23 protein-coding genes are annotated in these 23,160 nt (G+C 52.0%); 8 read left to right on the plus strand and 15 right to left on the minus strand.

All coding sequences use genetic code 11. The annotated features are described in order from the left end of the window. The first annotated feature begins 113 nt into the window (after positions 1-113). Both NSQ80_RS13460 and NSQ80_RS13465 read left to right on the plus strand, forming a co-directional pair. Positions 114-746 (plus strand): GNAT family N-acetyltransferase, encoded by a 633-nt coding sequence (locus NSQ80_RS13460; RefSeq protein WP_009225207.1) that lies wholly within the window; start codon positions 114-116, stop codon positions 744-746. A gap of 28 nt (positions 747-774) precedes the next feature. Next, positions 775-1,953, plus strand: coding sequence for an acetoin utilization protein AcuC (locus NSQ80_RS13465; RefSeq protein ID WP_311202297.1), 1,179 nt, complete (start codon positions 775-777; stop codon positions 1,951-1,953). Between the two features lie 36 nt (positions 1,954-1,989). On the opposite strand, the gene NSQ80_RS13470 is transcribed toward NSQ80_RS13465, so the two are convergent. The 4 genes from NSQ80_RS13470 to NSQ80_RS13485 all read right to left on the minus strand — a co-directional run bounded on the left by NSQ80_RS13470 (position 1,990) and on the right by NSQ80_RS13485 (position 4,918). Further along, positions 1,990-2,709 (minus strand): 5'-methylthioadenosine/adenosylhomocysteine nucleosidase, encoded by a 720-nt coding sequence (locus tag NSQ80_RS13470; protein WP_009225205.1) that lies wholly within the window; start codon positions 2,707-2,709, stop codon positions 1,990-1,992. Positions 2,710-2,892: 183 nt separating this feature from the next. After that, positions 2,893-3,897 (minus strand): catabolite control protein A, encoded by a 1,005-nt coding sequence (ccpA, locus tag NSQ80_RS13475; RefSeq protein ID WP_009225204.1) that lies wholly within the window; start codon positions 3,895-3,897, stop codon positions 2,893-2,895. Between the two features lie 113 nt (positions 3,898-4,010). After that, on the minus strand, positions 4,011-4,352 hold the full coding sequence (ytxJ, locus tag NSQ80_RS13480) for a bacillithiol system redox-active protein YtxJ (protein ID WP_009225203.1): 342 nt from the start codon (positions 4,350-4,352) through the stop codon (positions 4,011-4,013). Between the two features lie 122 nt (positions 4,353-4,474). Further along, positions 4,475-4,918, minus strand: coding sequence for a hypothetical protein (locus NSQ80_RS13485; protein ID WP_009225202.1), 444 nt, complete (start codon positions 4,916-4,918; stop codon positions 4,475-4,477). 347 nt (positions 4,919-5,265) lie between these two features. Here NSQ80_RS13485 and NSQ80_RS13490 point away from each other — a divergent pair, with 347 nt between their 5' ends. Both NSQ80_RS13490 and NSQ80_RS13495 read left to right on the plus strand, forming a co-directional pair. Further along, positions 5,266-5,793, plus strand: coding sequence for a type 1 glutamine amidotransferase domain-containing protein (locus NSQ80_RS13490; RefSeq protein WP_036645242.1), 528 nt, complete (start codon positions 5,266-5,268; stop codon positions 5,791-5,793). Between the two features lie 519 nt (positions 5,794-6,312). Continuing rightward, positions 6,313-6,453, plus strand: coding sequence for a hypothetical protein (locus NSQ80_RS13495; RefSeq protein ID WP_157273436.1), 141 nt, complete (start codon positions 6,313-6,315; stop codon positions 6,451-6,453). 56 nt (positions 6,454-6,509) lie between these two features. On the opposite strand, the gene ptsP is transcribed toward NSQ80_RS13495, so the two are convergent. The 6 genes from ptsP to NSQ80_RS13525 form a co-directional block, all read right to left on the minus strand. Continuing rightward, entirely contained in the window at positions 6,510-8,252 is a 1,743-nt protein-coding gene (ptsP, locus tag NSQ80_RS13500) for a phosphoenolpyruvate--protein phosphotransferase (protein ID WP_009225200.1), read from the minus strand. A 188-nt stretch (positions 8,253-8,440) separates the two neighbouring features. After that, positions 8,441-8,869 carry a CoA-binding protein gene (locus NSQ80_RS13505; RefSeq protein WP_009225199.1) on the minus strand — a complete coding sequence of 143 codons (429 nt, stop codon included), beginning with the start codon at positions 8,867-8,869 and terminating at the stop codon, positions 8,441-8,443. A 59-nt stretch (positions 8,870-8,928) separates the two neighbouring features. After that, positions 8,929-10,221 (minus strand): 3-phosphoshikimate 1-carboxyvinyltransferase, encoded by a 1,293-nt coding sequence (gene aroA, locus NSQ80_RS13510; RefSeq protein ID WP_009225198.1) that lies wholly within the window; start codon positions 10,219-10,221, stop codon positions 8,929-8,931. A gap of 30 nt (positions 10,222-10,251) precedes the next feature. After that, positions 10,252-10,761, minus strand: a complete 510-nt coding sequence (locus tag NSQ80_RS13515) for a shikimate kinase (RefSeq protein ID WP_009225197.1) — start codon at positions 10,759-10,761, stop codon at positions 10,252-10,254. A gap of 155 nt (positions 10,762-10,916) precedes the next feature. Continuing rightward, complete coding sequence (gndA, locus tag NSQ80_RS13520; protein WP_028539940.1) at positions 10,917-12,326, minus strand: NADP-dependent phosphogluconate dehydrogenase; 1,410 nt, start codon at positions 12,324-12,326, stop codon at positions 10,917-10,919. Positions 12,327-12,499: 173 nt separating this feature from the next. Then, positions 12,500-13,096: a hypothetical protein gene (locus NSQ80_RS13525; RefSeq protein ID WP_339299427.1), complete on the minus strand. Its 597-nt coding sequence runs from the start codon at positions 13,094-13,096 to the stop codon at positions 12,500-12,502. Positions 13,097-13,271: 175 nt separating this feature from the next. Here NSQ80_RS13525 and NSQ80_RS13530 point away from each other — a divergent pair, with 175 nt between their 5' ends. Beyond that, a complete protein-coding gene (locus NSQ80_RS13530; RefSeq protein ID WP_260071629.1) occupies positions 13,272-13,895 on the plus strand; it encodes a DUF1054 domain-containing protein in 624 nt (207 codons plus the stop codon). 251 nt (positions 13,896-14,146) lie between these two features. Here NSQ80_RS13530 and NSQ80_RS13535 read toward each other — a convergent pair whose 3' ends face one another. Continuing rightward, positions 14,147-15,412 carry an MFS transporter gene (locus NSQ80_RS13535; protein ID WP_009225193.1) on the minus strand — a complete coding sequence of 422 codons (1,266 nt, stop codon included), beginning with the start codon at positions 15,410-15,412 and terminating at the stop codon, positions 14,147-14,149. 187 nt (positions 15,413-15,599) lie between these two features. Between NSQ80_RS13535 and NSQ80_RS13540 the strand changes: the two genes are divergently transcribed. Together NSQ80_RS13540 and NSQ80_RS13545 are read left to right on the plus strand one after the other, a co-directional pair. Beyond that, a complete protein-coding gene (locus NSQ80_RS13540; RefSeq protein ID WP_323076921.1) occupies positions 15,600-17,075 on the plus strand; it encodes an aminotransferase class I/II-fold pyridoxal phosphate-dependent enzyme in 1,476 nt (491 codons plus the stop codon). Between the two features lie 656 nt (positions 17,076-17,731). Continuing rightward, positions 17,732-19,096, plus strand: coding sequence for an ISNCY family transposase (locus NSQ80_RS13545; protein WP_019007868.1), 1,365 nt, complete (start codon positions 17,732-17,734; stop codon positions 19,094-19,096). 247 nt (positions 19,097-19,343) lie between these two features. Here the strand turns inward: NSQ80_RS13545 and NSQ80_RS13550 are convergent, their stop codons facing one another. From NSQ80_RS13550 to NSQ80_RS13565, 4 genes are all read right to left on the minus strand, one after another. Then, entirely contained in the window at positions 19,344-19,634 is a 291-nt protein-coding gene (locus NSQ80_RS13550; RefSeq protein WP_036645237.1) for a hypothetical protein, read from the minus strand. 4 nt (positions 19,635-19,638) lie between these two features. Then, a complete protein-coding gene (locus tag NSQ80_RS13555; protein WP_323076922.1) occupies positions 19,639-20,340 on the minus strand; it encodes a hypothetical protein in 702 nt (233 codons plus the stop codon). Positions 20,341-21,189: 849 nt separating this feature from the next. After that, complete coding sequence (locus NSQ80_RS13560) at positions 21,190-21,513, minus strand: DUF1292 domain-containing protein (RefSeq protein WP_009227121.1); 324 nt, start codon at positions 21,511-21,513, stop codon at positions 21,190-21,192. Positions 21,514-21,649: 136 nt separating this feature from the next. Further along, positions 21,650-22,204 carry a copper amine oxidase gene (locus NSQ80_RS13565; RefSeq protein ID WP_009227122.1) on the minus strand — a complete coding sequence of 185 codons (555 nt, stop codon included), beginning with the start codon at positions 22,202-22,204 and terminating at the stop codon, positions 21,650-21,652. Positions 22,205-22,386: 182 nt separating this feature from the next. On the opposite strand from NSQ80_RS13565, the gene NSQ80_RS13570 reads away from it, so the two are divergent. Next, positions 22,387-23,124: an MBL fold metallo-hydrolase gene (locus NSQ80_RS13570; RefSeq protein ID WP_323076924.1), complete on the plus strand. Its 738-nt coding sequence runs from the start codon at positions 22,387-22,389 to the stop codon at positions 23,122-23,124. Positions 23,125-23,160 lie beyond the last annotated feature (36 nt).

Consider the following 23,160-nt stretch of genomic DNA (forward strand, 5'->3'; position numbering starts at 1 on the left):
TGAAAATTTTATGTCGGAGAACATTATAGCACACGTTTTCGCGCACAGGCTACACTTTTCATTTTTTCTTTTTTCTGTTATAAGTGAGGGGAACGAGCAAAGGAGGCGGTTCCATGGAACATAAAAAAACGTATATCCGCCACACCCTGCCCCATCAGCAACGTGAGATTGTTGTGGAAGGACCCGTATCCCCTTCCCATCTCCAAACCTTAAAAATGCATCCCGATCTGGACGCATTCCGCAAGCCTGCAGATCAACATGCCGCGCTGGTGGAAATTGCCGGACTTCCAGAGGGACGTATCATCCTGGCCCGGGAGGATTCGACCATTGTAGGATACGTCACCTTTCACTATCCCGACGAGATGGAGAGGTGGTCCCAGGGCAATATGCCCGACCTGATCGAGCTGGGAGCCATCGAAGTGGCCGACGACTATCGGTCGCTCGGAATCGGATCGAAAATGATCCGCACGGCATTTGAAGACGAACAGATGGAGAAATACATCGTCTTTACGACCGAATATTATTGGCATTGGGATTTGAAAAACAGCGGGCTATCCGTATGGGAATACCGCAGCATGATGGAACGGCTGATGAAGACGGTCGACATGGTCTGGTATGCTACCGACGACCCGGAAATTTGCTCCCATCCGGCTAACTGCCTGATGGTGCGGATCGGTAAGGAGGTTCCTTTGTCCTCCGAGGAGCAGTTTGACCGGATTCGTTTTCAGCAGCGTTTCATGTACTGACAGTTAAAAAGGAAGGCGTGATGAATCCATGCCTGGAAGCGCTTTATTTGTCCACCATGAACAGGCGATGAACTACCGGTTTCACGACGGCCATCCGTTCCATCCGATCCGGCTGGAATTGACGATGGACTTGCTGCAGGAGCTGGGCGCGCTAACGCCGCAGCAAATGCACCTGTCGCGCCCGGCAACCGACGAGGAATTGCTATGGATCCATCAGCCGGCGTACGTTGAAGCGGTTAAGCAGCTGAGCCGCCCGAATCCTGAGGCGGACTGGATCACGCGCGGCGAGCAGTTCGGGCTGTTGGACGAGGATACGCCGTATTTTCCCGGCATGCATGAAGCGGCAACCTGGGTCGTCGGAGGAACGATTACAGCCGTAGAGACCGTGCTCTCCGGCTCCACAACCCACGCCCTGCACCTCGGCGGCGGCCTGCATCACGCCCTGTCGGCTAAAGCCGCCGGCTTCTGCGTCTACAACGATGCTGCAGTGGCTATTGACTATGCCCGCCGCAAGTACGGCGCACGCGTCCTGTACGTCGATACGGACGTCCACCACGGAGACGGGGTGCAGTGGAGCTTCTATTCAGACCCCGATGTTTGCACTTATTCCATCCATGAGACGGGAAAATATTTATTCCCAGGCACCGGCTTCCTGCCGGAGCGCGGCGAGCATCAAGGCTATGGCGCCTGCATGAATCTGCCGCTCCAGCCTTATACGGAAGATGCCTCCTGGATGGAATGCTTCGAGGAGTCGATCCGGCGATTAGCCGCGCATTTCCGGCCGGATGTGATCGTCAGCCTGCACGGCTGCGACGCCCACGCGCTGGACCCGCTGTCGCATATGCACTGTAGCATGGCGATCTACCGCGATATGCCGGCGATCCTGCACGAGCTGGCCCATACGTATTGCGAGGGACGCTGGGTTGCGATGGGCGGCGGCGGTTATGATTTATGGCGGGTCGTCCCGCGGGCGTGGAGCTTGCTGTGGCTGGAGATGAGCGATCATCCGTTGATCGCTTCCCTGCGCCGCAACCCGCTGCTTCCGCTGCCGCAAGCCTGGATCGACCGCTGGCAGCCGCAGACCCCGTTCCAGCTTCCTGCCGCTTGGCTTGACGACCTGTCCCATTGGGAGGGCATCCCCCGCCGGGCGGAAATTACAGCAAAAAACCGCGAGAGTCTCGCGGTCGCTTTACAGGATTATCCCTAATACTCAGGTGGGGCTGGCTGAACCCCGCCTGAGTTTTTATTTTTTCAGCTCACCCACATGCTGGACCATGTCATTGAGAATAGCAAACGAACGCTGGGCCGCCAGCGCGGTAAACTCAGCAAAATTCACATCCGCAGAGCCGTCCGCCTTGTCCGAAATGGAGCGGAGTACAATAAACGGCACCCCGTTCCGTTGGCATACCTGGGCGAGCGCCGCCCCTTCCATTTCGACGCAAGCGCCGTCCAGCTCCCCGTATAGAACCGAGCTAACAAATTCCGGATCCGCGATAAACTGGTCGCCGGACAGCACCCGTCCGACCCGATATTGATGGTCCGTGCACTGTCGGGCGCAGGCCTGATCTGCCAAGCGGATGAGCCCGGGGTCAGCCGGAAAGTCGGAGACGTCCTGGTACGGCGTAATGCCGCGCGCAAAGCCCAGCGGCCGCACGTCCATATCGTGCTGCTGGCAAGTTGAAGAGATGACGATGTCACCTACGTTCAGCTCGGGATGCACTGCTCCAGCCACCCCGGTAAACCAGATCGTATCCGCTCCAAAACGGTCGATCAGGACTTGCGTTGTGGCTGCGGCATTCACTTTGCCGACGCCGGATTTACACACCACCACGTCCTGCCCATGGAGTACGCCCTTGACGAAACGTGCCCCAGCCGCGTCAACCGCCTCCTGGTGCTCCACCTTTTCGAGCAGCAACGCAATTTCTTCATCCATGGCCCCCATCAGGCCAATCGTATTGTACATGGTTCATTACTCCCTCCGATACTCCCGTTCATCCGTGCGGACAAGTTGTATCGCCCTGTATTTCCTCAAAATGCTCAAAAAAGCTCCTTATGCAAGGAGCTTTTTGTCCGTTGTTAACCTTTTTCATATATATCTATGTGTTACATATCTCTCTAAGCCGAAACACCTATAGCAACCGAAGCCTTACAGGTGGCTAACAGACAAGCGTAAGATCGTCTCGTGCGGCAAAATCACCCGAGGGTTCTCAACCGTTTCCTTCTTCATCAGCTTCGTCAGTAAACGCATCGCTACCGCACCAAGGTCGTACATCGGCTGAGCGACCGTCGTCAGCTGAGGACGCACCATCGAAGCCATACGGATGTTATCCACGCTGATGATCGAGAAATCATCCGGCACCTTCAAGCCTTCGTCCTGAATGCTGTGGATGGCGCCAATCGCCATTTCATCCGTTGCGGCGAAGATCGCTGTCGGCCGTTTCTTCAGCCCCAGGAAATACTTCATCGCTTCCACGCCGGATTCATAACGATAGTTGCCGATCCGCACCAGATCCTCTTGGTACCGAATGCCCGCTGTTTCCAACGCACGCTTGTACCCCTGGAATCTGGCATAGCCGTTCGCCGGATCCTGCAACGTTCCGCTAATCATCGCGATTTCGCGGTGCCCATGGCGGATCAGCGTGCTAACTGCGTCAAACGCTGCGGCTTCATGATCAATATCCACGGATGGATATTGGCCGTTCTCGTCACTCGTTGCGCACAGCACAATGGGTACCGCAGACGTCTGGAACGCTTGAATATGCTCCTCCGTTACGGTTCCGCCCATGAACAGGAGCCCGTCCACTTGCTTCTCGAGCAAGGTGTTGATGACGCGAATCTCCTTCTCTTTCCGTTTGTCGGCATTACACAAAATAATGTTATAGTGATACATGTTCGCAATATCTTCGATGCCCCGAGCGATTTCTGCAAAAATCGAATTCGAAATATCGGGGATAACCACGCCTACAGTGGTGGTCTTCTTGCTGGCAAGCCCCCTGGCTACGGCATTGGGCCGGTAGCCTAACCGTTCTATCGCTTCGTAAACCTTTTTCCGGGTCTGCGGTTTCACATTCGGATTGTTATTGACAACCCGGGAAACCGTGGCCATCGAGACGCCTGCTTCACGTGCCACATCATAAATGGTAACCGTCACATTCTTCTCTCCATTGCCAATAGATTTTCACTCATTCATCCGGTAAAGATCCAGAGCTTCAATTAAATTTATGATACGACAAAATACTACTTAATGCAATGATAACGCTTCACTCAGCGCAAAATCTCTTCCAACGCCGACTTCGTGATCTTGGAATGGGACGTGTGCCAAACGGCTTGTCCATCTTTAATCAGGATCGCTTGTGGGGATTCATGCTTGACGCCAAGCCGCTCGGCTGCCTCGTTAGATACGTCTCGGTTCTCGATGACGTAAATCAGCCCGTATGTAACGTCTTCGCGCGGAGTCCCGTTTAAATAAGCCTCCGCTTCCTTATGCGCCCCGGCACTGATCGGGCAGCGGGTACTGTGCTTGAATAGCAACAACGGCTGGTTTGAGGAGCGTTCCAAAGCATCGTTCAGCTCCTGGATCGATTGTATTCTCATCCATTTGGACATGACAACTCATCCCTTTTTGTTCGAATAAGAATCTCCAGATGTTCTGTTGATATCTTAACAAAAAGAGAAATGAAAATACAACTTTTATTTACAAAATGATTTGCAAAAATCGAGTAAAATCGTCAATTAGCCTTGGAAAGTTGTCGATTCTTGACATATTTAGACAATTGGGATAGACGTTTGGAGATTTCGTTCATCCAGTCCAGATCGCCCAGGTTCTTGGCTCCGCCGTACAGATCCAGCAGCATGTTGATTCGTTCTTCGCATTGCTGCTCCAGCAGACCTTCAAAGGATTCGTTATCCGTCCCGTCCCACTGACGATAGATGCTGAAGATCAAGTCAGCCAGCTCGTTCCGCTCGGTAAAATAAATGCGGCCGCTCGGCGGCTCCTTCTTGAGCTCGGTCAGCAGGTCCGTCAAATTCGACTTCACCTCGGGAAGCACCTCGTAGAAGTCGCAGTCTTCACACTCGTAAATTGGAACGCGCTCGATTTCATAGATTCCTTCAAAAATGACCAGCCTGAAGCCCAGGTTCATCATTTTCCCGCACTGACAGTGCTTACGCACAGTACCACCTCATCTTAGTCCTCTGCATTTTTAGTTCCGATGATTTTGTTAGATATAAGTAAGCCCTTCGTATCGGAGCCTCCGCTGCCTTAGATTGCTAGAATATTCCACACCGCTCTTTGCAGCTCGTGACTTTTGACGTGCACCGATAGACGTTTTTGATAGGATATGGTTCTTATTCGACCCGTCTGCGAGAATCTCCTTCTGTTAGCAAAAAGTACTTTAAATTGCCATATTTGGAAGGCTTTCAGAAGCCGCCGGGCATAGGAATAGTCATCATTTTTGATACAATTAAAATATTGAATCGAATTTTCGTCAAGTACCATAAAAGACAGGAGGAGTTGGATTTGAGATTAATTGGCAAAAAGATCGTTGCCTTAGTAGATGAAGAGTTCGAGGATTTGGAGCTATGGTACCCTATTTACCGCGTTCGCGAAGAGGGAGCGGAGGTGCATTTGGCCGGCCCGGTGAAAGGCAAAAAATACATCGGCAAATATGGCGTCCCCGCCGAAGCGGAATTTGCCTTCGAGGAAATCGATGCCAGCGCATATGACGGGATTCTTGTCCCCGGCGGCTGGGCGCCGGACAAGCTTCGCCGCTACGACAAGGTGCTCCAGCTCGTCCGCGAGCTGCACCAAGCGAAGAAGCCGATCGGGCAAATCTGCCACGCCGGCTGGGTGCTCATCTCCGCCGGGATCTTGAAAGGCGTGACCGTAACGTCCACGCCAGGCATCCGCGACGATATGCGAAACGCTGGCGCGATTTGGGTCGACGAGCCCGTCGTCGTGGACGGACACATCATCTCAGCGCGCCGCCCGCCGGACTTGCCGGCTTACGGCAAAGCGTTCGTGGATGCGGTGGTGAGGCAGCGGTAACGGTGTGTGTGAGGCAGTGAGTGAGCGGGTGCGGTGTGAGGTAGAAGCGTGTGGTGCGGTGCGGTGTGCGGTGACGGCGTACGGGAGCCACGTGCGCTAACGGTGCGCCGAAGTGGCGTGTAGATGCCGTGTGTGGAACGGCGTGCGGTGCGGTGAGCGGTAGTGGCGTGCGGCAGTGATGTGCCGCTCCCCGCCGGCACCCTACTATGGTTAAGCAGTTGGGAGCTGTGGCACCAAGCACGGAGCAGCAGCTAGTGGCGGAAGGATACTGCAACTAACCTTCGCCTGCAACTAACCTTCGCCTGCTTCCGCCAAGTGTAAAAGTGCAGTCTAATCCCTTCGAACTTCCCGAATTTCGAGATTCAAATGCAAAAGTGCAGTTCAGATCGGCTTAAAAGCTCATATTAGGCCCGATTTCCTCAATATCTACTGCACTTTTGCATTTCAACTAGCCGTTCGGGGCATGTTCGACAAAAACCGCCTGCACTTTTACATCTCAGCGAGGGAAGTTAGTGCGGAGTGAGTGCGAAGCTAGTGCAAACAAGCGAATCGAGCGCGAAACGAGCACGATGCGAGCAGAGCCAGCGCAAAGCGAGCGAAGCCATCGCCGAAGCGAGCGCGAAGCATTGCAGCGCAACCGCACGCCAAGGCGCAGCATAAACAAAACAAGGCCGTCCCTGGTGTCGATCCTGACCCGAAGGGACGGCCTGTATTGTTTATTTGCCCAAACGCTCTTGCTCCAGCTCGTGCGCGTAGCGGACCAGCTCGGCTTCGACCTGATCGCTGGTCGGTAAGCGGTAGCAGGCTGCGCCCACTTCTTTGCTCTCCCGCGAATCGGAGTTCAAGATGCGGTGCTTCACCCGCAGCAGCGCCTGCGGCGACATGCTTAGATCGGTGACGCCAAGGTACAACCATAACGGCACCGCTTTCTCGTCCCCGGCCATTTCGCCGCAGACGCTCACGGTGATCCCGGCATCCTTGGCCGCTTGTACCGTTTGACGCAGCAGTCGCAAGACGGCCGGATGGAACGGATGATACATGTGGGCGATCTGCTCGTTCATCCGGTCAACGGCGAGCACGTACTGTACCAGATCGTTGGTGCCGATACTGAAGAAGTCCACCTCTTGGGCCAGCAGATCGGCAATCGCCGCCGCGGCCGGAATTTCAATCATAATGCCGACCTGAATATCGGGGTCGTAAGCGATTCCTCGCCGGGTTAAATCCTGCTTGGCTTCCTCCAGGATCGCATTCGCCTTGCGGATTTCCTCCAGCGAGGAGATCATCGGATACAGGATTTTCATTTTGCCGTAAGCGCTGGCGCGCAAAATAGCGGCAAGTTGAGTTTGAAACAGCTCGCGGCTATCCAAACTGATGCGGATTCCGCGATAACCCAGCACCGGGTTCTCCTCTTCCTGCAGCTCGAAATATTCCAGCTGCTTGTCGCCGCCGATGTCGAGCGTCCGGATGACGACCGGATGCGGACCTGCCTTCTCCGCGACCTGCCGGTACACTTCAAATTGCTCATCTTCCCCAGGGAAAGTGGACCGGTCCATATATAAAAATTCCGTGCGGAACAAGCCAACGCCTTCCGCGCCGTGCTTTAAAGCCAGCTCCAAGTCCTTCACGGAGCTGATATTGCCGGCGAGCCGCATGCGTACGCCGTCCTTGGTCACCGCTTCCACTGCAGCCAGCAGCTGCAGCTGTTCTTTGCGGCGGCGCTGCTTCTCCGCCAGCTCCGTATACCGGGCGATGATCTCCGGCTCTGGATTCAGATATACGCATCCTTCGTCGCCGTCGATCACCAGCAGATCGCCCGTTTGTAACGGCTCGGTCAGCTTGTTCTCCAGCCCCGACACAAGCGGAATGCCAAGGGCCCGCGCCATGATCGCCGAGTGCGACGTTTTCCCGCCGGCCATCGTGACCATACCCAAGACGTTGTCCGGGTTCAAATGGACCAATTGGGAGGGGGAAAGCTCCTTCGCCACCAAAATATACGGCTGCGTATCCGCCGGCAAGGTGATGTCCGGCGTCCCCAGCAGATGCTTCAGCAGGCGATTGCCGACATCCTTGATGTCGAGCGCCCGTTCTTTCATATATTCGTCATCCAGCAGGTCAAACATCGTGACAAAATGATCGATCGCTTCCTTGACGGCGACCTCCGCCGCCTTGTATTGGCGTTCGATAATCCCCTGGATCTCGCTCATAAATACGGGATCCTCCAGGATCGCCAGATGGGCATCAAAGATACCGGATTCCTCCGCACCCACCGTCTCCTTAATCTCGTTCTTCATCACTTCGATTTCGGTTTTGGACGTGCGAATACCTTCGTACAACCGCTCGAATTCCTTGGCGAGATCCACCTTCTCCATTCGGCGATCCGGTACGTCCCATTCCCAGGCGGGCAGCACAAAAGCTTTGCCGATGGCGACTCCCCCTGCTGCTCCGATCCCCTGTATCATGTAGTGACCCCCTAGTCCTGCTTGTAAGTTCCTAACCCAAGGCACTGTTCATTCTTGAACTTTCTCTATAGGATGCCCTCTATCTATTTCATTATGGTAATCCTAGCCCCTTAAATTTGTCAAAGAAAAAACGCGCAGCCCAAAAAGGGCCCTCCGAACTCGGACGGGTCCTCTTGGATAGGCTTAGCTTAACTGCGTTTTCCGATCAGAATGCTATCTTCGACCTTGATGCAGCGGTCCATAATGACGGTCAGTCCGCCTTTCGAGGCGATCTCATAAGCTTCTTCGCTGAAGATCCCCAGCTGCAGCCAAAGTACGCGGGCCCCGATCTTCACTGCTTCCTCCGCGACCGGCGGCGTCTGCTCACTGCGGCGGAATACGTTGACAATATCAACCGGCTCCGGGATATCCGACAAGCTCGGGTATACCTTCTCCCCCAGAATTTCACCGCTGACCATCGGATTCACCGGGATAATGCGGTAACCATTCTGCTGTAATGCTTGAGCAACCATATACGAAGTCCGGTCAGGTTTGTCTGACAGACCCACGACGGCAATGTTACCGGCGTTTAACAGAATCTCCTTGATTTCCTCACGGCTTGGATTCGCAAATGCCATTTTGGCCATCCTCCTTTGTCGGCGCCGGCCCAGCCAGCGCCTTGCCTCTTAGTTCAAGTTTATTCTACCCGTTCGATAGATGCACCAAGCGAAGTGATGTGATCAAAAAATTGCGGATACGATTTCGCCACATGATGCGCATCCTTAATCACCAGCGGCTCCCGGCAGCGAAGGCCTACGACGGTCAACGCCATAATGACGCGATGGTCATAATGCGCATTGATTGTCACGCCGCCTTCGAGGCCTGACGGACGCCCGTGTACGATAATTTCCGACTGGCGTTCTTCGACGTTCGCGCCGGCTTTTTTCAACTCGGTCAAAAAGTCGGTGATCCGGTCGCATTCCTTGTAGCGTAAATTTTCCACGTTATAGAAACGGGACGTCCCATCGGCGAACACCGCAGCCGCTACCATCGCCAGCACAGCGTCGGTTGCCGCGTCGCCGTCAAATTCCACCGGCCGCAGACGGCCATTCCCTTGAACGTGCACCGTACCGTCCTGATGCGTCAGCGGCACGTCCATCATCTGCAGCACGTCCACCACGGCACGCTCGCCCTGCTTGCTGTGCTCCGCCAGCCGGTGAACCTTCACGTCCGACTTCGTCACGGCTGCCGCAGCCAAAATCGCCGCCGAGCCGGGATAGTCGCCCTGCACGGTATACGTCTTCGCCTGATAGCTTTGCCGTCCTGGCACGCGGAAATGCATATAATCGTCGCTGGCATGGATCACGATCCCGGCTTGCTCCAGCACTTCCAGCGTTTGCCCTACAACGACCTTCGATTTCAGATCGTTGAGCACCTCGATTTCGCTGTCTTCATCAAGCAGCGGCGTCAGGAACAGCAAAGCGCTCAGGTACTGCGAGCTGACCGATCCGGATACGCGGATCTTCCCTCCCTTCGGCGCGCCGCCGCGAATGGTAATCGGCAATTTCCCTTCGTTATGGCTAACTTCCACTCCAAGCTGCCCCAAGGCGTCGATCAGGTCATCATGCGGCCGTTTGCCCAGCGAATCCGGATACGTGTTCACGAACGTCACCTCCGGGCAGAGCGACGCGATTGCCATCAGGAAACGGAGTACCGCCCCGGCATTCCCAACGTTCAGCTCCTTGACGTCCTTCGGCCGCCGTCCAAAGCCGGTGATGACGATCTTCTCCTCGTCCTCTTCCAGCACCGCGCCCAAATCGGCGATGCAGCGTCGCATGGCGTCGCTGTCCTCGCTGTGCGCCGGGTAATAAACCGTGCTTGTCCCTTCCGCCAAAGCCGCAACCAGCAGGTAACGGGTTGTATAGTTTTTGGAGGATAATGCTCCGATTTCGCCCTTTAACTCCGGCGTAGGCCTAACGATAACGTCCATAGTGTTCACATTCCCCTTTGTTGTGATTAATCAAGAACCGCGGTAATGCGTTAAAATTTCAGCCGCCACTTGCTCCGCGCTTTTCCCCGAAGTGTCTACGGTCAGATGGGCAAAAGCATAAGCATCCTTCCGTTCCTCCAGCAGCGCGGTGATCCGCTCCTTCGCGCCTCCGGCCAAGAGTGGCCGGCCCGGATCCTCCCCGACCCGCACGAGAATCTCGTCGGCCGTCGCTTGAAGCGCCACCACCAGACCGCCGTCCCGCATCGCCAGGCGATTCTCCTCGCGCAGTACCGCACCGCCGCCGGTGGCCAGCACAATCCCTTGCTCCTGCAGCGTTCTCCGCAGCGCCGCGGTCTCAAGATCACGGAAATAAGCTTCTCCTTCGGCCGCAAAAATATCCGGAATCGACCGCCCGGCCTCCATGGCAATCCGCTGATCGAGATCAACGAGCTTTAAGCCGGTTTCGGCGGCCAGCAGGGAGCCGACGGTTGTCTTCCCCGTTCCCATCATGCCGATGAGCACGATGTTATGATGCAACATTTTATCACCTGCTTGCTCTGCATAGATCCTCAAGGCACTCGCTCAGAGTAAACTTTTTCATATCATAACACAGGCTGTCCTATTTTCACCATGAAAAAAGAAGCCGGAAGGAACGCTTTCGTCCCTCCGGCCTCGGGTTGAACCTAACCTGTAGTTTAGAACCATTGATGGTGGAAGACGCCTTCCTTGTCCACGCGTTTGAACGTGTGCGCGCCGAAGTAATCGCGTTGCGCTTGCAGCAGGTTCGCCGGCAGGCGTTCCGTACGGTAGCTGTCATAGTAGGACAGCGCGCTGGCAAAGCCAGGAACCGGAATTCCGTACGCCACGGCGGTGGAAACCACGTTGCGCCATGCGTCCTGATAGCTTTCCACGATATTTTTGAAGTAAGGGTCGAGCAGCAGGTTCTTCAGCGCCGGGTCACGGTCATACGCTTCCTTGATGTTATGCAGGAACTGGGAGCGAATGATGCAGCCGCCGCGGAAGATCATTGCGATGTTGCCATATTTCAAATCCCAGCCGTATTCTTCGGAAGCGGCGCGCATTTGCGCAAACCCTTGGGCATACGAAACGATCTTCGAAGCGAACAGCGCTTTGCGCACGTTCTCGATAAATTCCTTCTTGTCGCCGCTGAACGCCGGTTTCGCTGGTCCGCTCAGGATTTTGCTGGCGGCTACGCGCTCTTCTTTCATCGCCGAGAGGAAACGGGAGAATACCGATTCGGTGATCATCGAGAGCGGTACGCCAAGGTCGAGGGCGCTTTGGCTTGTCCATTTTCCAGTACCTTTTTGACCGGCAGCATCCAGAATCACGTCGACCATCGGTTTGCCGGTTTCTTCATCGTATTGAGAGAAGATGTCGGCGGTAATTTCGATCAGATAGCTGTCCAGCTCGCCTTTGTTCCATTCGCTGAAAATTTCGTGCAGTTCCTTGGCATCCACGCCCAGCACGTCTTTCAACAGATGATAAGCTTCGCAGATCAGCTGCATATCGCCGTATTCAATGCCGTTATGCACCATTTTTACGTAATGGCCGGCTCCGTCCGGACCAATATATGTACAGCAAGGATCGCCGTTTACTTTTGCGGAAATCGCCGTCAAAATCGGTTCAACCAGCTTATAAGCGGATTCTTGTCCACCCGGCATGATCGCAGGCCCTTTCAAAGCGCCTTCTTCACCGCCGGATACCCCGGTGCCGATGAAGCGGAATCCTTTGGCTTCCAGCTCTTTGCTGCGGCGTTGCGTATCTGGGAAGTGCGCATTGCCCCCGTCGATGATGATGTCGCCTTGATCCAGGTAAGGCAGCAGCTGTTCAATCGTAGCATCGGTCGCCGGACCAGCTTGTACCATAATTAAAATTTTACGCGGCGATTCCAACGAGTTCACGAACTCTTCAACGGAAAACGTGCCGACGAGGTTTTTCCCCTTGCCCTCGTTGTTAAGCAGGTCATGTGTCTTCTCAGGGGAACGGTTATATACGGACACAGTAAAGCCCCGGCTTTCAATATTCAGGGCCAAGTTCTTGCCCATGACGGCCAAGCCGATGACGCCGATTTGTTGTTTTGACATGGTCTCCATCCTTTGCACACTATTTTTTTCAATATTATCATTTTAACTCTTTTGTGTACAGAAGTGAACCCTGGCCGTTAGCCCAAAAAACAACCCCCAACGCCGTGGGAGCCAAGGGCTTGCCATTCGATTTTAGGTTGTGGGTACTCCTTTAGGATGAGCCGTTTCCATCATTACCATTCAAGCTGCATTAGTTCCATTCTCAGCTTGCGCAGCCGCTCTTTGCAGGCGTCCGAGGCTTCGGTGTCCCCCTGTTGGATGGCCTCGAACAACCGCTCCAGCTCGGCGTCCAGCTCCTTCTGCAGCTGTGCCAGCCGTTCCTCTGCCGCTTCGGATGCGAACACTTCAGCCATTTGCGCCATGTCGACGATGGGCCCTTTTTGAAAAATAACCCGATGCTCCATCCCCGAGATTTCCACCAGACGAATCACTTCTCCAAATAAAATGTTCTCGACTAAGATCTGACGATCCTTAATCCGTTTGACCACCGCATGACCGCGCAGGTCGCCGATCAGCTTCTCCAGCCATTCCGCCAGCTTGACATCCCGGATGACATAATCGCCTACCAGCTTGTATCCTTTGGCGAGACGCTGAAACCGCAGCTTGGTCAGCTTGCGTCCGGTGCGAACGGAGATGATGAAGAGCGATTCGTTTTCGCTCCAATATAAAGAATACCCGTCTTGGATCAAGTCGCGGATCAATTGTTGTATGTGCCGGCGGTCGAATCGGAGTTCCAGGTTGCAGTATTCCACTTCGTAACTTTTGTTCACGGCACTCCCTCCTAACGGTTTACCATATCTTATACTTCATCTTATGTAATGGAACTTGGTTTATTGATTATTTTTGCCTCGTTCAGGCCGGAGTTGCCGCGGAAAATATGATATACTAGTACCGTTGCACATCGAACCTAATCAGATCCATGCCGAAAGTTGGAGGTACTGCACGATGGCCTTTGAAGGATTTACGACACAAGATTTCGACGCCCTTACCGTCCCGGGTCTGGAGTCCCGAATGGAAGCGATTATTAGTCACATTAGACCTAAATTGGAGACGCTGGGTGCGGAGATGGCCCCCTACCTGTCCGCTTTATGCGGAGAAGAGATGTTCCCGCATGTGGCCAAGCATGCCCGCCGGACGGTGAACCCGCCGAATGACACGTGGGTCGCCTGGGCGGCCAGCAAGCGCGGGTATAAAGCGTTGCCGCATTTTCAGGTCGGGATGTTCTCCACGCACCTGTTTATCATTTTCGCCGTCATTTATGAGAGTCCCAATAAGGCCGTGTTTGCCAATTATTTGGACAAGCATGCGGCGCAAATTAAGAAGACGATCCCGGACGGGTTCTACTGGTCCCTGGATCATATGAGCCCGGACGGCACACCGCACCGGGAAGCGGATACCAAGCAGCTGAAGGCCTGGGCCGAGAAGCTGAAGACGATCAAGAAGTCCGAAGCCCTGTGCGGATTGCGGCTGGAGCGGAACGACCCGATCGTATCCGACGGAACCAAGCTGATCCGCACGGTTGAAGAGACGTTCCAAACGCTGTTGCCTTTGTATAAAGGCGCGTTTTGAGCTTGGAGCAGAAGTAACCTAACGGACACCAGAGACGCTAATGACTGTCCTAAGCGACTTCCCGTTGGCTAACGGACTGAGGAGGCCTTATTCAAGGAATAAGCAGCAATCCGGCTGCCCATGTCCCTGGATAAGGCCTCTGGTGTCCGTTACAGCGGGAAATGACCGGGAAATCGGCCAATAAGGTCACTACGGTCCGTTACACACATGGATGGCCTGCCTTCTGGCTTGCACTTCAAGCCTCCCTGACCTTATGGGTTGGGGGAGGCTTTTTGCGTGCGGACGAGGCCGAGGTGCAGGAAGAAGAGCAGCGCCATCGTGACCGCGCTGGCTAGGAACGGTGCGGCCGGGCCAAGCAGGTCCCACATTTTACCGGAGATGATCGGCCCGACAACCATGCCGGAGCCCTGGATCGTCAGAAACAGGCCCCAGATCGTCCCTTTTTCCCCGCTTGGGATCATTTGCGCGATCATCGTATTCCATGTCGGGAGGATTAACGCATAGCTGCATCCAATTAGGATCACGAACGACCAGACCAGGGCGACCTCCCGCGTCATCGCAAACAGGCCGATCGAGAGCGCCGCCAGGGCGAAGCCGATATGCAGAAACCAACGCGTCCCCATCTTGTCGACCAGCTTGCCCACGGGGATCAACCCCAGGACGGTAATCCCGCCGCCGATGACCAGCATGGCGCTGAACGTCTCCGGCGACAAGCCCAGCTCCGTCCGGACGTACAGCGTGATGACCGGCGTCAGCAGACCGACGGCGAATGATTGCAGGAACAGCGCCGGGTATAACAGCGGACTGACGTGTAAATGCGTGCGGATATGGTGAATCGAAGCACGCAGTTGACGCCACATCCCTCCGATCTTGGCGGAGGGGGAATGGCCGGGGACGGCAGCTTTGGCCGTGCCCGCGGCGGTGGAGCCGCCCGATTTTCCCGGCAACATCAACGACACCAGCAAGACCAGCGCCAGGCATCCGAGCAGGAACCAAAAGATCGGCTGATACGAATCATTTAAGAAAAAGTTGATCAGAACAGGCCCCAACCCGGTTCCACCAAGGCTGGAAATTTGGATGACGCCCATCGCCGTCGCGAAGTTGTTATTCTCCTCCGTGACCGCAGTGATGCCCATCAAGACGCAGGGCCAGAGCGGCGCAGTCCCGATGCCGAGGAGCGCGCAGCCAAGCACGAGAAACCCCATGGAGGGAAGGAACGCGATCATCGCTACAGCGCCTAGGGTGATGAACAAACCCAAGCTCATCGTCCGGCGAAAGCCGATCCGTTCGATCAGCCAGCCTGCCGGGCTGCGAAACAGATTATCCCCGATATACTGCATCGAAAAAGACAACCCGATCGCAAACGCGCTTAGCTTCAGCACATCCCCCATATAGACCGGCAGGATGGATACGATGAGCGCCCCCTTGACGAACTCCACCAAAAACATGATAAGCCACAGGCTGGCGAACGTGGGATTCAGCAGTTTTTTCCTTGCGATGCCGCTCGTCAGTTCCACGAAAAAGCCCCCTCTCCTGGTTTCCGATCACCGGTTCTCTTACATTTTGTCCTTTTTTGTCGGCAAATTAACCCATGTTCCGTCAATATTGCGTAAAAACCAGCGGGTTTTGCTTGCATTCCAGACGCATTTTGCTATACTCAAGCTTGTTTGAAAATTATGTAGATGAAAGGCAGGGATGGCCCGTATGGATCATCAAAGCACGCCGCTCTTCACTGCTCTCAAAAAGCACGCGGCCGGCAATCCCGTTCAGTTTCACATTCCTGGGCACAAGAAAGGGCTCGGCACCGATAAAGAATTCCGAGAGTTCATCGGCGATAACGCCTTGTCTATCGACTTGATCAACATCGCCCCGCTAGATGACTTGCACCAGCCAACAGGCGTCATTCAAGAGGCGCAGAAGCTGGCCGCCGACGCCTTTGGCGCGGACTACACCTTCTTCTCGGTACAAGGGACCAGCGGAGCCATCATGACCATGATTCTATCTGTTTGCTCTCCGGGAGATAAAATTATCGTCCCGAGAAATATCCATAAATCCGTGATGTCGGCCATTATCTTCGCCGGAGCGAAGCCGGTGTTTGTCTCGCCGGCGCAAGACCCGAATTTGGGCATCGACCACGGGATCACAACGTCCTCGGTCCGCCGCGCGCTGCAGCGTCATCCCGACGCCAAGGCGGTGGTGGTAATCAACCCGACGTATTTTGGCGTTTGCGCCAACCTGAAGGAAATCGTCGATTTAGCCCATAGCTTCCATGTACCGGTGCTGGTGGATGAAGCGCATGGGGTGCATATTCATTTCCATGAGAAGCTGCCGATGTCCGCAATGCAAGCGGGCGCCGATATGGCAGCGACCAGCGTACACAAGCTGGGCGGCTCGATGACGCAAAGCTCGATTCTGAACCTGAACACGAAGAACGGGTACGTGAATCCGCAGCGCGTGCAAACGATCATCAGTATGTTGACAACGACGTCCACTTCCTATCTGCTGTTGGCTTCCCTGGATACAGCGCGCCGCAATTTGGCGCTGCACGGACGGGAAATGGCTGAACGGGCGATGGAGCTGGCCGAATATGTCCGGTCGGAAATTAACCAAATCGAAGGCTTGTACTGCTTCGGGCGGGAGATTTTAGGCGGAGAAGCAACTTATGATCATGATCCGACCAAACTGACGATCCACGTTCGCCACTTGGGGATTACCGGCTATGAGACGGAAAACTGGCTGCGCAAGCACTACAACATCGAAGTGGAGCTTAGCGACATGTACAACATCCTGTGCCTGATTACCCCAGGGGATACACAGGAGACGGCCGATATTTTGCTGACCGCGCTGCGGGAGCTGTCTAAAACCTATTATAAGGAAAATAACGCAAATGAGCTGATCGTCAAGGTCCCGGAAATCCCGCATTTGTCGTTGATCCCGCGGGATGCGTTCTATGCGGATACCGAGGTCATTCCGTTTAAGGAATCGGCTGGCCGGATCATTGCCGAATTTATTTATGTGTACCCGCCGGGGATTCCGATTTTGCTTCCGGGTGAGGTCATTTCCCAGGACAACATCGACTACATCCTCGATCATGTCGAGGTCGGCTTGCCGGTGAAAGGGCCGGAGGATCGGTATATCGACAAGGTTAAGGTGATTGTTGAAGCGGATCCGATTTTTTAGTCCAAAATCGAGTAGGATGGGGACTATCCCCATCCTTACCCAATGTACGGAAATGGCCGCAAGGCCTATTTGAGTGCCATTGTTGACGGATATGACAACTCTGTTGTTTCATGGGTGCTCAGCCATTCCAATAACAATAAGCTTGTTATGAATACGGTAAAGAAAGCTTTTAAAAGAAACCCGAATGCTATGCCGCTCTTGCACAGTGATCGCGGCTTTCAATATACTTCGCTGGAATACAAACAACTTCAAAAGAGATACAAGTTTACAACAAGTATGTCCCGTGTAAGTCGATGTTTGGACAACCAACCCATTGAACGATTCTGGGGTACTTTTAAAGCAGAAAGCTTTTATCTGGAAAAGTACGATACGTATAACAGTCTCCTTCGTAGTGTAAGAACTTATATCCATTATTACAATAATTTTCGATGCACCGAACGACTATACGGCTTATCCCCTAACGAATATCGACGAGCAGCTTAACTAGTTTCCCCTGAAAAAGTCAGGGTGTTTTGAGCATAATTAAAAGGAATTCAGCACCTCAAAATGGAAATTGTTATTGACGAGATAACAAAGTTCCACACCCCGAGGGAAGAATTCCTTTGCTATAGGAGTTCAACAGAAGCCCTCGGGAATCCTTCCAAGAGGTGAAGAAAATGTTGAAACTTCGAGACGAGCAATTGACCATCTGGGATGCCATTCTCCCGGAATCTGTTAGAAAGTTGCCGGTCGAGCTTGCAATCATAGATCAATTACTGGACGACGACCGTTTTCTTCAACCGTTTACTGAGTTGCACCCGAAAGGCAAGAAAAGCGGCCGTCCTACGCTTGCAATTGAAAAGTACATCCGTCTTATGGTCCTGAAGCATAAATACAATTTGGGCTACGAGTCACTCGTGAAGGAAGTCGGTGACAGCATCACATGGCGAATGTTCTGCCGGTTTGCCATCGACGAACCGATGCCCGACCCGTCTACGCTCATCTATGCCCGCAAACGCTACGGCGACAAGATCGTCGAAGACATCAATGCCGCACTCGTAAAGCAGTGTGAGGAAAAAGCCGTTCTGAAAACCCGCAAATTGCGCACGGATACGACGGTTGTGGAATCCGACATCCATCACCCGACAGACGCTACGCTGTTGCAAGATGGCGTAAAAGTCATCACTCGAACGATTCAGAAAATCCGGAAAGTCGCCTCCCACACTGTTCAAGGCTTTGAAGATCGTACGGCAGAAATCAAGGAAAAGATTCTGTCCATCGCGAAAGTTCTACGTCGCCGCACCCGTGAATCTTGGGAAGAAGTTGACCGGATCACTGGGAGCGTAATCGAAGTAGCCGAGAACGTTGTGAACAAGGCGCAAGCCGTTATCGAGAAACTGCAAGACAAGGGCAAAGCTGCTCTTCGACAAAGTAAAACCAAACTGACCGAGGCGGTCACGCTAACCGGCAAGTTGTTGGAACAAGCCAAACAGGTCGTTTCCGGCAATCGAATCATCGCAGATCGGATCGTCAGTTTCTTTGACCCGGAAGCAAGACCGATTAAGAAAGGTAAGCTGGCCAAAGGAACTGAGTTCGGCTACAAGGTGCGAATCGACGAGACGGAAAGCGGCTTTGTGACCGGCTACGCTGTCTACGAGGGGAACCCCTCGGATGATGAACTGCTCGTTCCCGCTGTACAGGCGCATATCAAGCAATTCGGCAAAGCGCCGCAAGCTGTAGCGACCGACCGCGGTTTCTCAAGCAAGAAGAACGAAACGGCCATTACCGAACTTGGTGTGAAGCGAGCTAGCTTGCCGCGAAAGGGCAAAAAAGGCATTGCCCGATCCGAGTACGAAAACGAATTATGGTTCAAAGACTTGCAGCGTTACCGTGCAGCTGGAGAAGCGAAGATTAGTCTTCTCAAGCGGAAGTACGGTTTGAACCGCAGCAGGTATCGGGGCTTTGTCGGCTCAAAATGCTGGGTCGGCTTCGGGATTCTGACCCACAACCTGCAAAGAGCGGCAAAAATGCTCCAAAACTAACATGGAAACCGATCATTAGGGAAAGTTCCCCCTCACAACCCAGCCAGCAACCCGAAACTATTTTTGAAAATCGACTTTTTCAGGAGCAACTAACTAAGAAAATAATCCCCTCAGTCTTGATAACCGAGGGGATATTGAATACTGATGATTTTGTTTTTTAGTCTGTCTACTTGACAGGGAGCACTTCAGATTCCTGGCTGGCCTAAGAGAGCATACAAAGCGCTCATTCTCAATAAATTATTTTTTACTATCTACTATATTGTTTAACTATTTTACCGTCCTTTTTTGATATTAAAAAAGTAGCTATCGGCACAGATGCTTGATCAAAAAAGATTACTTTGTAGCATCGTATATGTTTACCTTCCTCAGTAACAGTATAAACTTCATTTGTTTCTACAAAATATTCTGTTTCTAAAACAGTATATTTCTCTTGAAATTCATTGAGGGCTATATCATTAGCTGTTTCTAGTGTGATGGTATTTGAACAACCTGCAAGTAAAATCGGAAATGCCAATAAGCAAAATAGAAGTCGCTGCATAAAATTAAACTCCATTAACAACTGACATACTGATATTTCCCCAATTGTTATAGTACATTTGATTGCGAGCATTTTCTAAACTGGTTGCTGCATTTTTGCTATACTGTAATCTCGAATAAGTACCATATGCTGTTGAAGTTAACCCTGCAAATAGAGATAATGCTCCACCATAATTGAGGACGATTGTAATCCACCCTGCCGGACCTGTTCCCCAACCAACTACTAGCAACACGAAAGAGGATAATGCCGAGGCCCAGCCTAATACCTCATAAAAAGTATTTGATTCCATATAATCAACTACATTTGTTTCGTAATCATCAATGTATGATCGAAAAGTATTGAAAGCAGAGGCGTTTTTGCTATCTCCTATAGTCGTACCTACATATTTAATGTACTTTTGACTTTGTGCAGACAAAGCTTGTGCTACAAAATTACCATTAGTGAACTCGTAGTTGTAGTAATTGTCATATGCGCCTGCTCTGTCTAATGCTTGAATCTTCATTTCATTTTTTAACTTATCAATTTTCATTTTCAAATCTAAAAATTGTTGCCTTGTAAAACCCTGAACTTGCTCATATTTCACATCTACTAACAATTTACTTTTTTCTTCAATATTCTTTTCTATTGCTAGAGCTTCAGTTGAGTTAATTTCAATGGGGCCGTTCTGTGATTTATCCCTAGTTCGATTTACTGAAATAGTTGTCAATTCATTTTTGTTAAATCTCAGTTCTCCTGTCTTCTGTTCTGCAAGCCCTGTCCGATAGTCATTAGAAAATTCTTGTTTTAATATTAAACTATATTGGTAGTTATCATTTACATCATAATAATCTTCAACCGCTGAAATTTTTGTACTAATAAAATTTACTGAATTCGTTATTTCTGTTATGGATTCGACCCTCTTATATCCAGTCTTTTCATAAATATGAAATTCATTTGGATCCTCTGAGTAGGTATCAATAACAAATGCTTCAGTAGTAATGTGTTTCTTCTCTTCTGTTGATTCGGCATGAACGCCGGAAAATGAAGAAACGAAAAAAGAACAAATACAAGCGGGATAATAACGTGCCTACTTTTCCTCATAATAATACCTCCCTAATTTATATCCATATATAATGGGATGACCTAATATATGGTAATTTTACTATACCTTAAATTTGGAAATATTGGAATAATTATTTTAATTTTTTGTTCTTTTTTGATCAAAGTGGTATGTGCTCTTGGGGTAAAACCTTCTGTTACCAAACTGCATCTAAACTCTACCCTTGCATCAAGTGACTCTATATAATCTCCACTCCTTTGATTTTCATAACCCCTTCAAAATTTCGATCGTCTCCCTTCACTTGATCATGATCTCTTTTCGTCTATACTTCGGGTTTTGAACGCAGCCCGAACATCTCAATGATCTTGTTTTTCACAATCCCCAGATCTCTCTCCCGCATAAGTGGGTAGTTTTTTGCTTCAAAGGTGTCGTAAAAACTCATCAACCTAGAACTATACAAAAAGCCCCCCGCTTCCGGGGAGCTCTTAGCTTCTATACCAGGTGATCCGCCGCAAATTAGGCTTCATCCATTTGGGCGACAAGCTCGTTGTAAGCTTCTTCTACCTGTTTCCATTCCTGTTCGTCTTCGATATTGTAAAGCACCATTTCTTCGTTCTCTTCTTCCATGCGGAGAATGATGCCGTCCGCTTCCGGATTGTTGCGCTCGAGCAGCAATGCGTACACTTTCTCGCCAACGTCGAACGTCTCGACAAGAACCATCTCTACGTCGTTCCCTTCTTCGTCGGTCAGCGTCAACACAAACTCTTCATGCTCATGATCATGGTCATGATCGTGGCCGCAGCCGCATGCTTCGCCGTGTTCGTGATTGTGGTCGCTCATGAAATTACCTCACTTTAAGTATGTTTTAATGGACTGAAGAAGGGTCTCCCGCTTCGTTCCTCCCGTATCGTAACACTTTTGGTGGGGACAGGTCAATTTTCGTGAGCGGATGCCCGTGTTGTGCTCGGTTGTGCGGTTATTTCAGAACGTTAATGCTTTTCTCCGCAACGAGCACGAAATCTGATCCGTTAGACGGTTTCATGTAGAACCCTACGATGTAGCGGCCCGATGTCTTGAAATCATACGTGTAGTCCTTGGTCCGGAACCAGAAGTTATCGCGCTGCTCTTTGATTTCATCCGTCTGGATCTCCTTGGACGTCCCGTCCGGGGCCGTGATGGACACCCGCACTGCCGAGATGTTCGTGCGTAAATTATCAATTTGAGAGAAAACGTTAAACTTCAGCTTCCCCGTCTTCTTCACATCGCCAAACACATTGTCATCCGCGAATAGAAACATATGGACATTGGGTTTATAATAATTCACCGTTTTGGTGCTGTCATTAAATTCAACTAAACCTTCGAGATTGCGTACGGGTACATAGGTTTTGCCGTCTATAATATATCCGCCGTCTTCCAGCTCGCGGCCGTTCAGCATCAGCTTCACCTTGGTGCTCGCGGCGTCGGCAAAGAGCAGGGAACCTCCCATAAGAGAGAATGCCACCACCAGTAATGCAACTCTTCTCCATTTCATGAATGTTGACCCTCCATTTGATTCCTGTTGATGTATAGTTATACTCGCTGGTTCCGGTCAAGTTGCGGTGTTGATGGGAAATGACGGCATTTTTTTATAGAGCGAGCCTAACCTTTTGTTTCGGCTGGAAATTGTGTACAGTTAAAGAGGTGATCCATACTTGACCTAAGGGGGAATGCCTGATGGCTTTACGACTACAAATGCTGGGGACGGGCGGAGCGTTTGCCAAAAAATATTTTAATAACAACGCGCTCCTCTATGCCGGTGACTTCACCCTGCTCATCGATTGCGGAATCACCGCCCCCCTGGCGCTGCACACGATCGGCAAGTCGGTGGAGGAGATCGATGCCGTGCTGATTACCCATATCCATGGCGATCATGTTGGAGGCTTGGAAGAGCTGGCTTTTCGCCGGAAATTTGGTTCTGGACGGAAACCCATCCTGTATATTGCTGAAAATTTGGTGGAGCCGCTATGGGAAAATACGCTGAAAGGCGGGTTAAGCCAAGACGGTGTAATCCACTCGCTAAACGACGTGTTTGACGTGCGTCTATTAAAGGAAAGCGAGCCTGCACAGCTTGCCCCTGAGTTAAAAGTGGAGCTCATCCGAACGCCGCATATCCCGGGTAAACCCAGCTATTCGCTTTATATCAATGAGGAGATTTTTTACAGTGCGGATATGACGTTCGAGCCGGAGCTCTTAATGAGGCTTGTTCGTGAGCGGGGGTGCCGCCGAATTTTTCACGAGGTCCAACTTACCGGGAAAGGTGAAGTTCATACGACGCTGCAGGAGTTATTGTCCCTGCCAACCGAGATCCAAAGCCAAATCCTGCTGATGCATTATAGCGATGATATGGAATCCTTCCGAGGCGCTACGGGGAACATGGACTTTCTGCGTCAGCACGAAGTCTATACGCTGTAACAAAACAACCCTGCGGGTATGCTTACCTGCAGGGTT

The organism is Paenibacillus sp. FSL K6-2441 (genome assembly GCF_037964765.1).
Lineage (GTDB): Bacteria > Bacillota > Bacilli > Paenibacillales > Paenibacillaceae > Fontibacillus > Fontibacillus phoenicis.

Coding starts and splice junctions, on each gene's coding strand:
- NSQ80_RS13540 (WP_323076921.1), top strand. CDS start 15,600: ATGGATCATCAAAGCACGCCGCTCTTCACTGCTCTCAAAAAGCACGCG.
- NSQ80_RS13505 (WP_009225199.1), bottom strand. CDS start 8,869: ATGGCATTTGCGAATCCAAGCCGTGAGGAAATCAAGGAGATTCTGTTA.
- NSQ80_RS13550 (WP_036645237.1), bottom strand. CDS start 19,634: ATGCAGCGACTTCTATTTTGCTTATTGGCATTTCCGATTTTACTTGCA.
- NSQ80_RS13465 (WP_311202297.1), top strand. CDS start 775: ATGCCTGGAAGCGCTTTATTTGTCCACCATGAACAGGCGATGAACTAC.
- NSQ80_RS13560 (WP_009227121.1), bottom strand. CDS start 21,513: ATGAGCGACCACAATCACGAACACGGCGAAGCATGCGGCTGCGGCCAC.
- NSQ80_RS13515 (WP_009225197.1), bottom strand. CDS start 10,761: ATGTTGCATCATAACATCGTGCTCATCGGCATGATGGGAACGGGGAAG.
- NSQ80_RS13545 (WP_019007868.1), top strand. CDS start 17,732: ATGTTGAAACTTCGAGACGAGCAATTGACCATCTGGGATGCCATTCTC.
- NSQ80_RS13530 (WP_260071629.1), top strand. CDS start 13,272: ATGGCCTTTGAAGGATTTACGACACAAGATTTCGACGCCCTTACCGTC.
- gndA (WP_028539940.1), bottom strand. CDS start 12,326: ATGTCAAAACAACAAATCGGCGTCATCGGCTTGGCCGTCATGGGCAAG.
- NSQ80_RS13565 (WP_009227122.1), bottom strand. CDS start 22,204: ATGAAATGGAGAAGAGTTGCATTACTGGTGGTGGCATTCTCTCTTATG.
- ptsP (WP_009225200.1), bottom strand. CDS start 8,252: ATGATACAGGGGATCGGAGCAGCAGGGGGAGTCGCCATCGGCAAAGCT.
- NSQ80_RS13570 (WP_323076924.1), top strand. CDS start 22,387: ATGGCTTTACGACTACAAATGCTGGGGACGGGCGGAGCGTTTGCCAAA.
- ytxJ (WP_009225203.1), bottom strand. CDS start 4,352: ATGTCCAAATGGATGAGAATACAATCGATCCAGGAGCTGAACGATGCT.
- NSQ80_RS13460 (WP_009225207.1), top strand. CDS start 114: ATGGAACATAAAAAAACGTATATCCGCCACACCCTGCCCCATCAGCAA.
- NSQ80_RS13470 (WP_009225205.1), bottom strand. CDS start 2,709: ATGTACAATACGATTGGCCTGATGGGGGCCATGGATGAAGAAATTGCG.
- aroA (WP_009225198.1), bottom strand. CDS start 10,221: ATGGACGTTATCGTTAGGCCTACGCCGGAGTTAAAGGGCGAAATCGGA.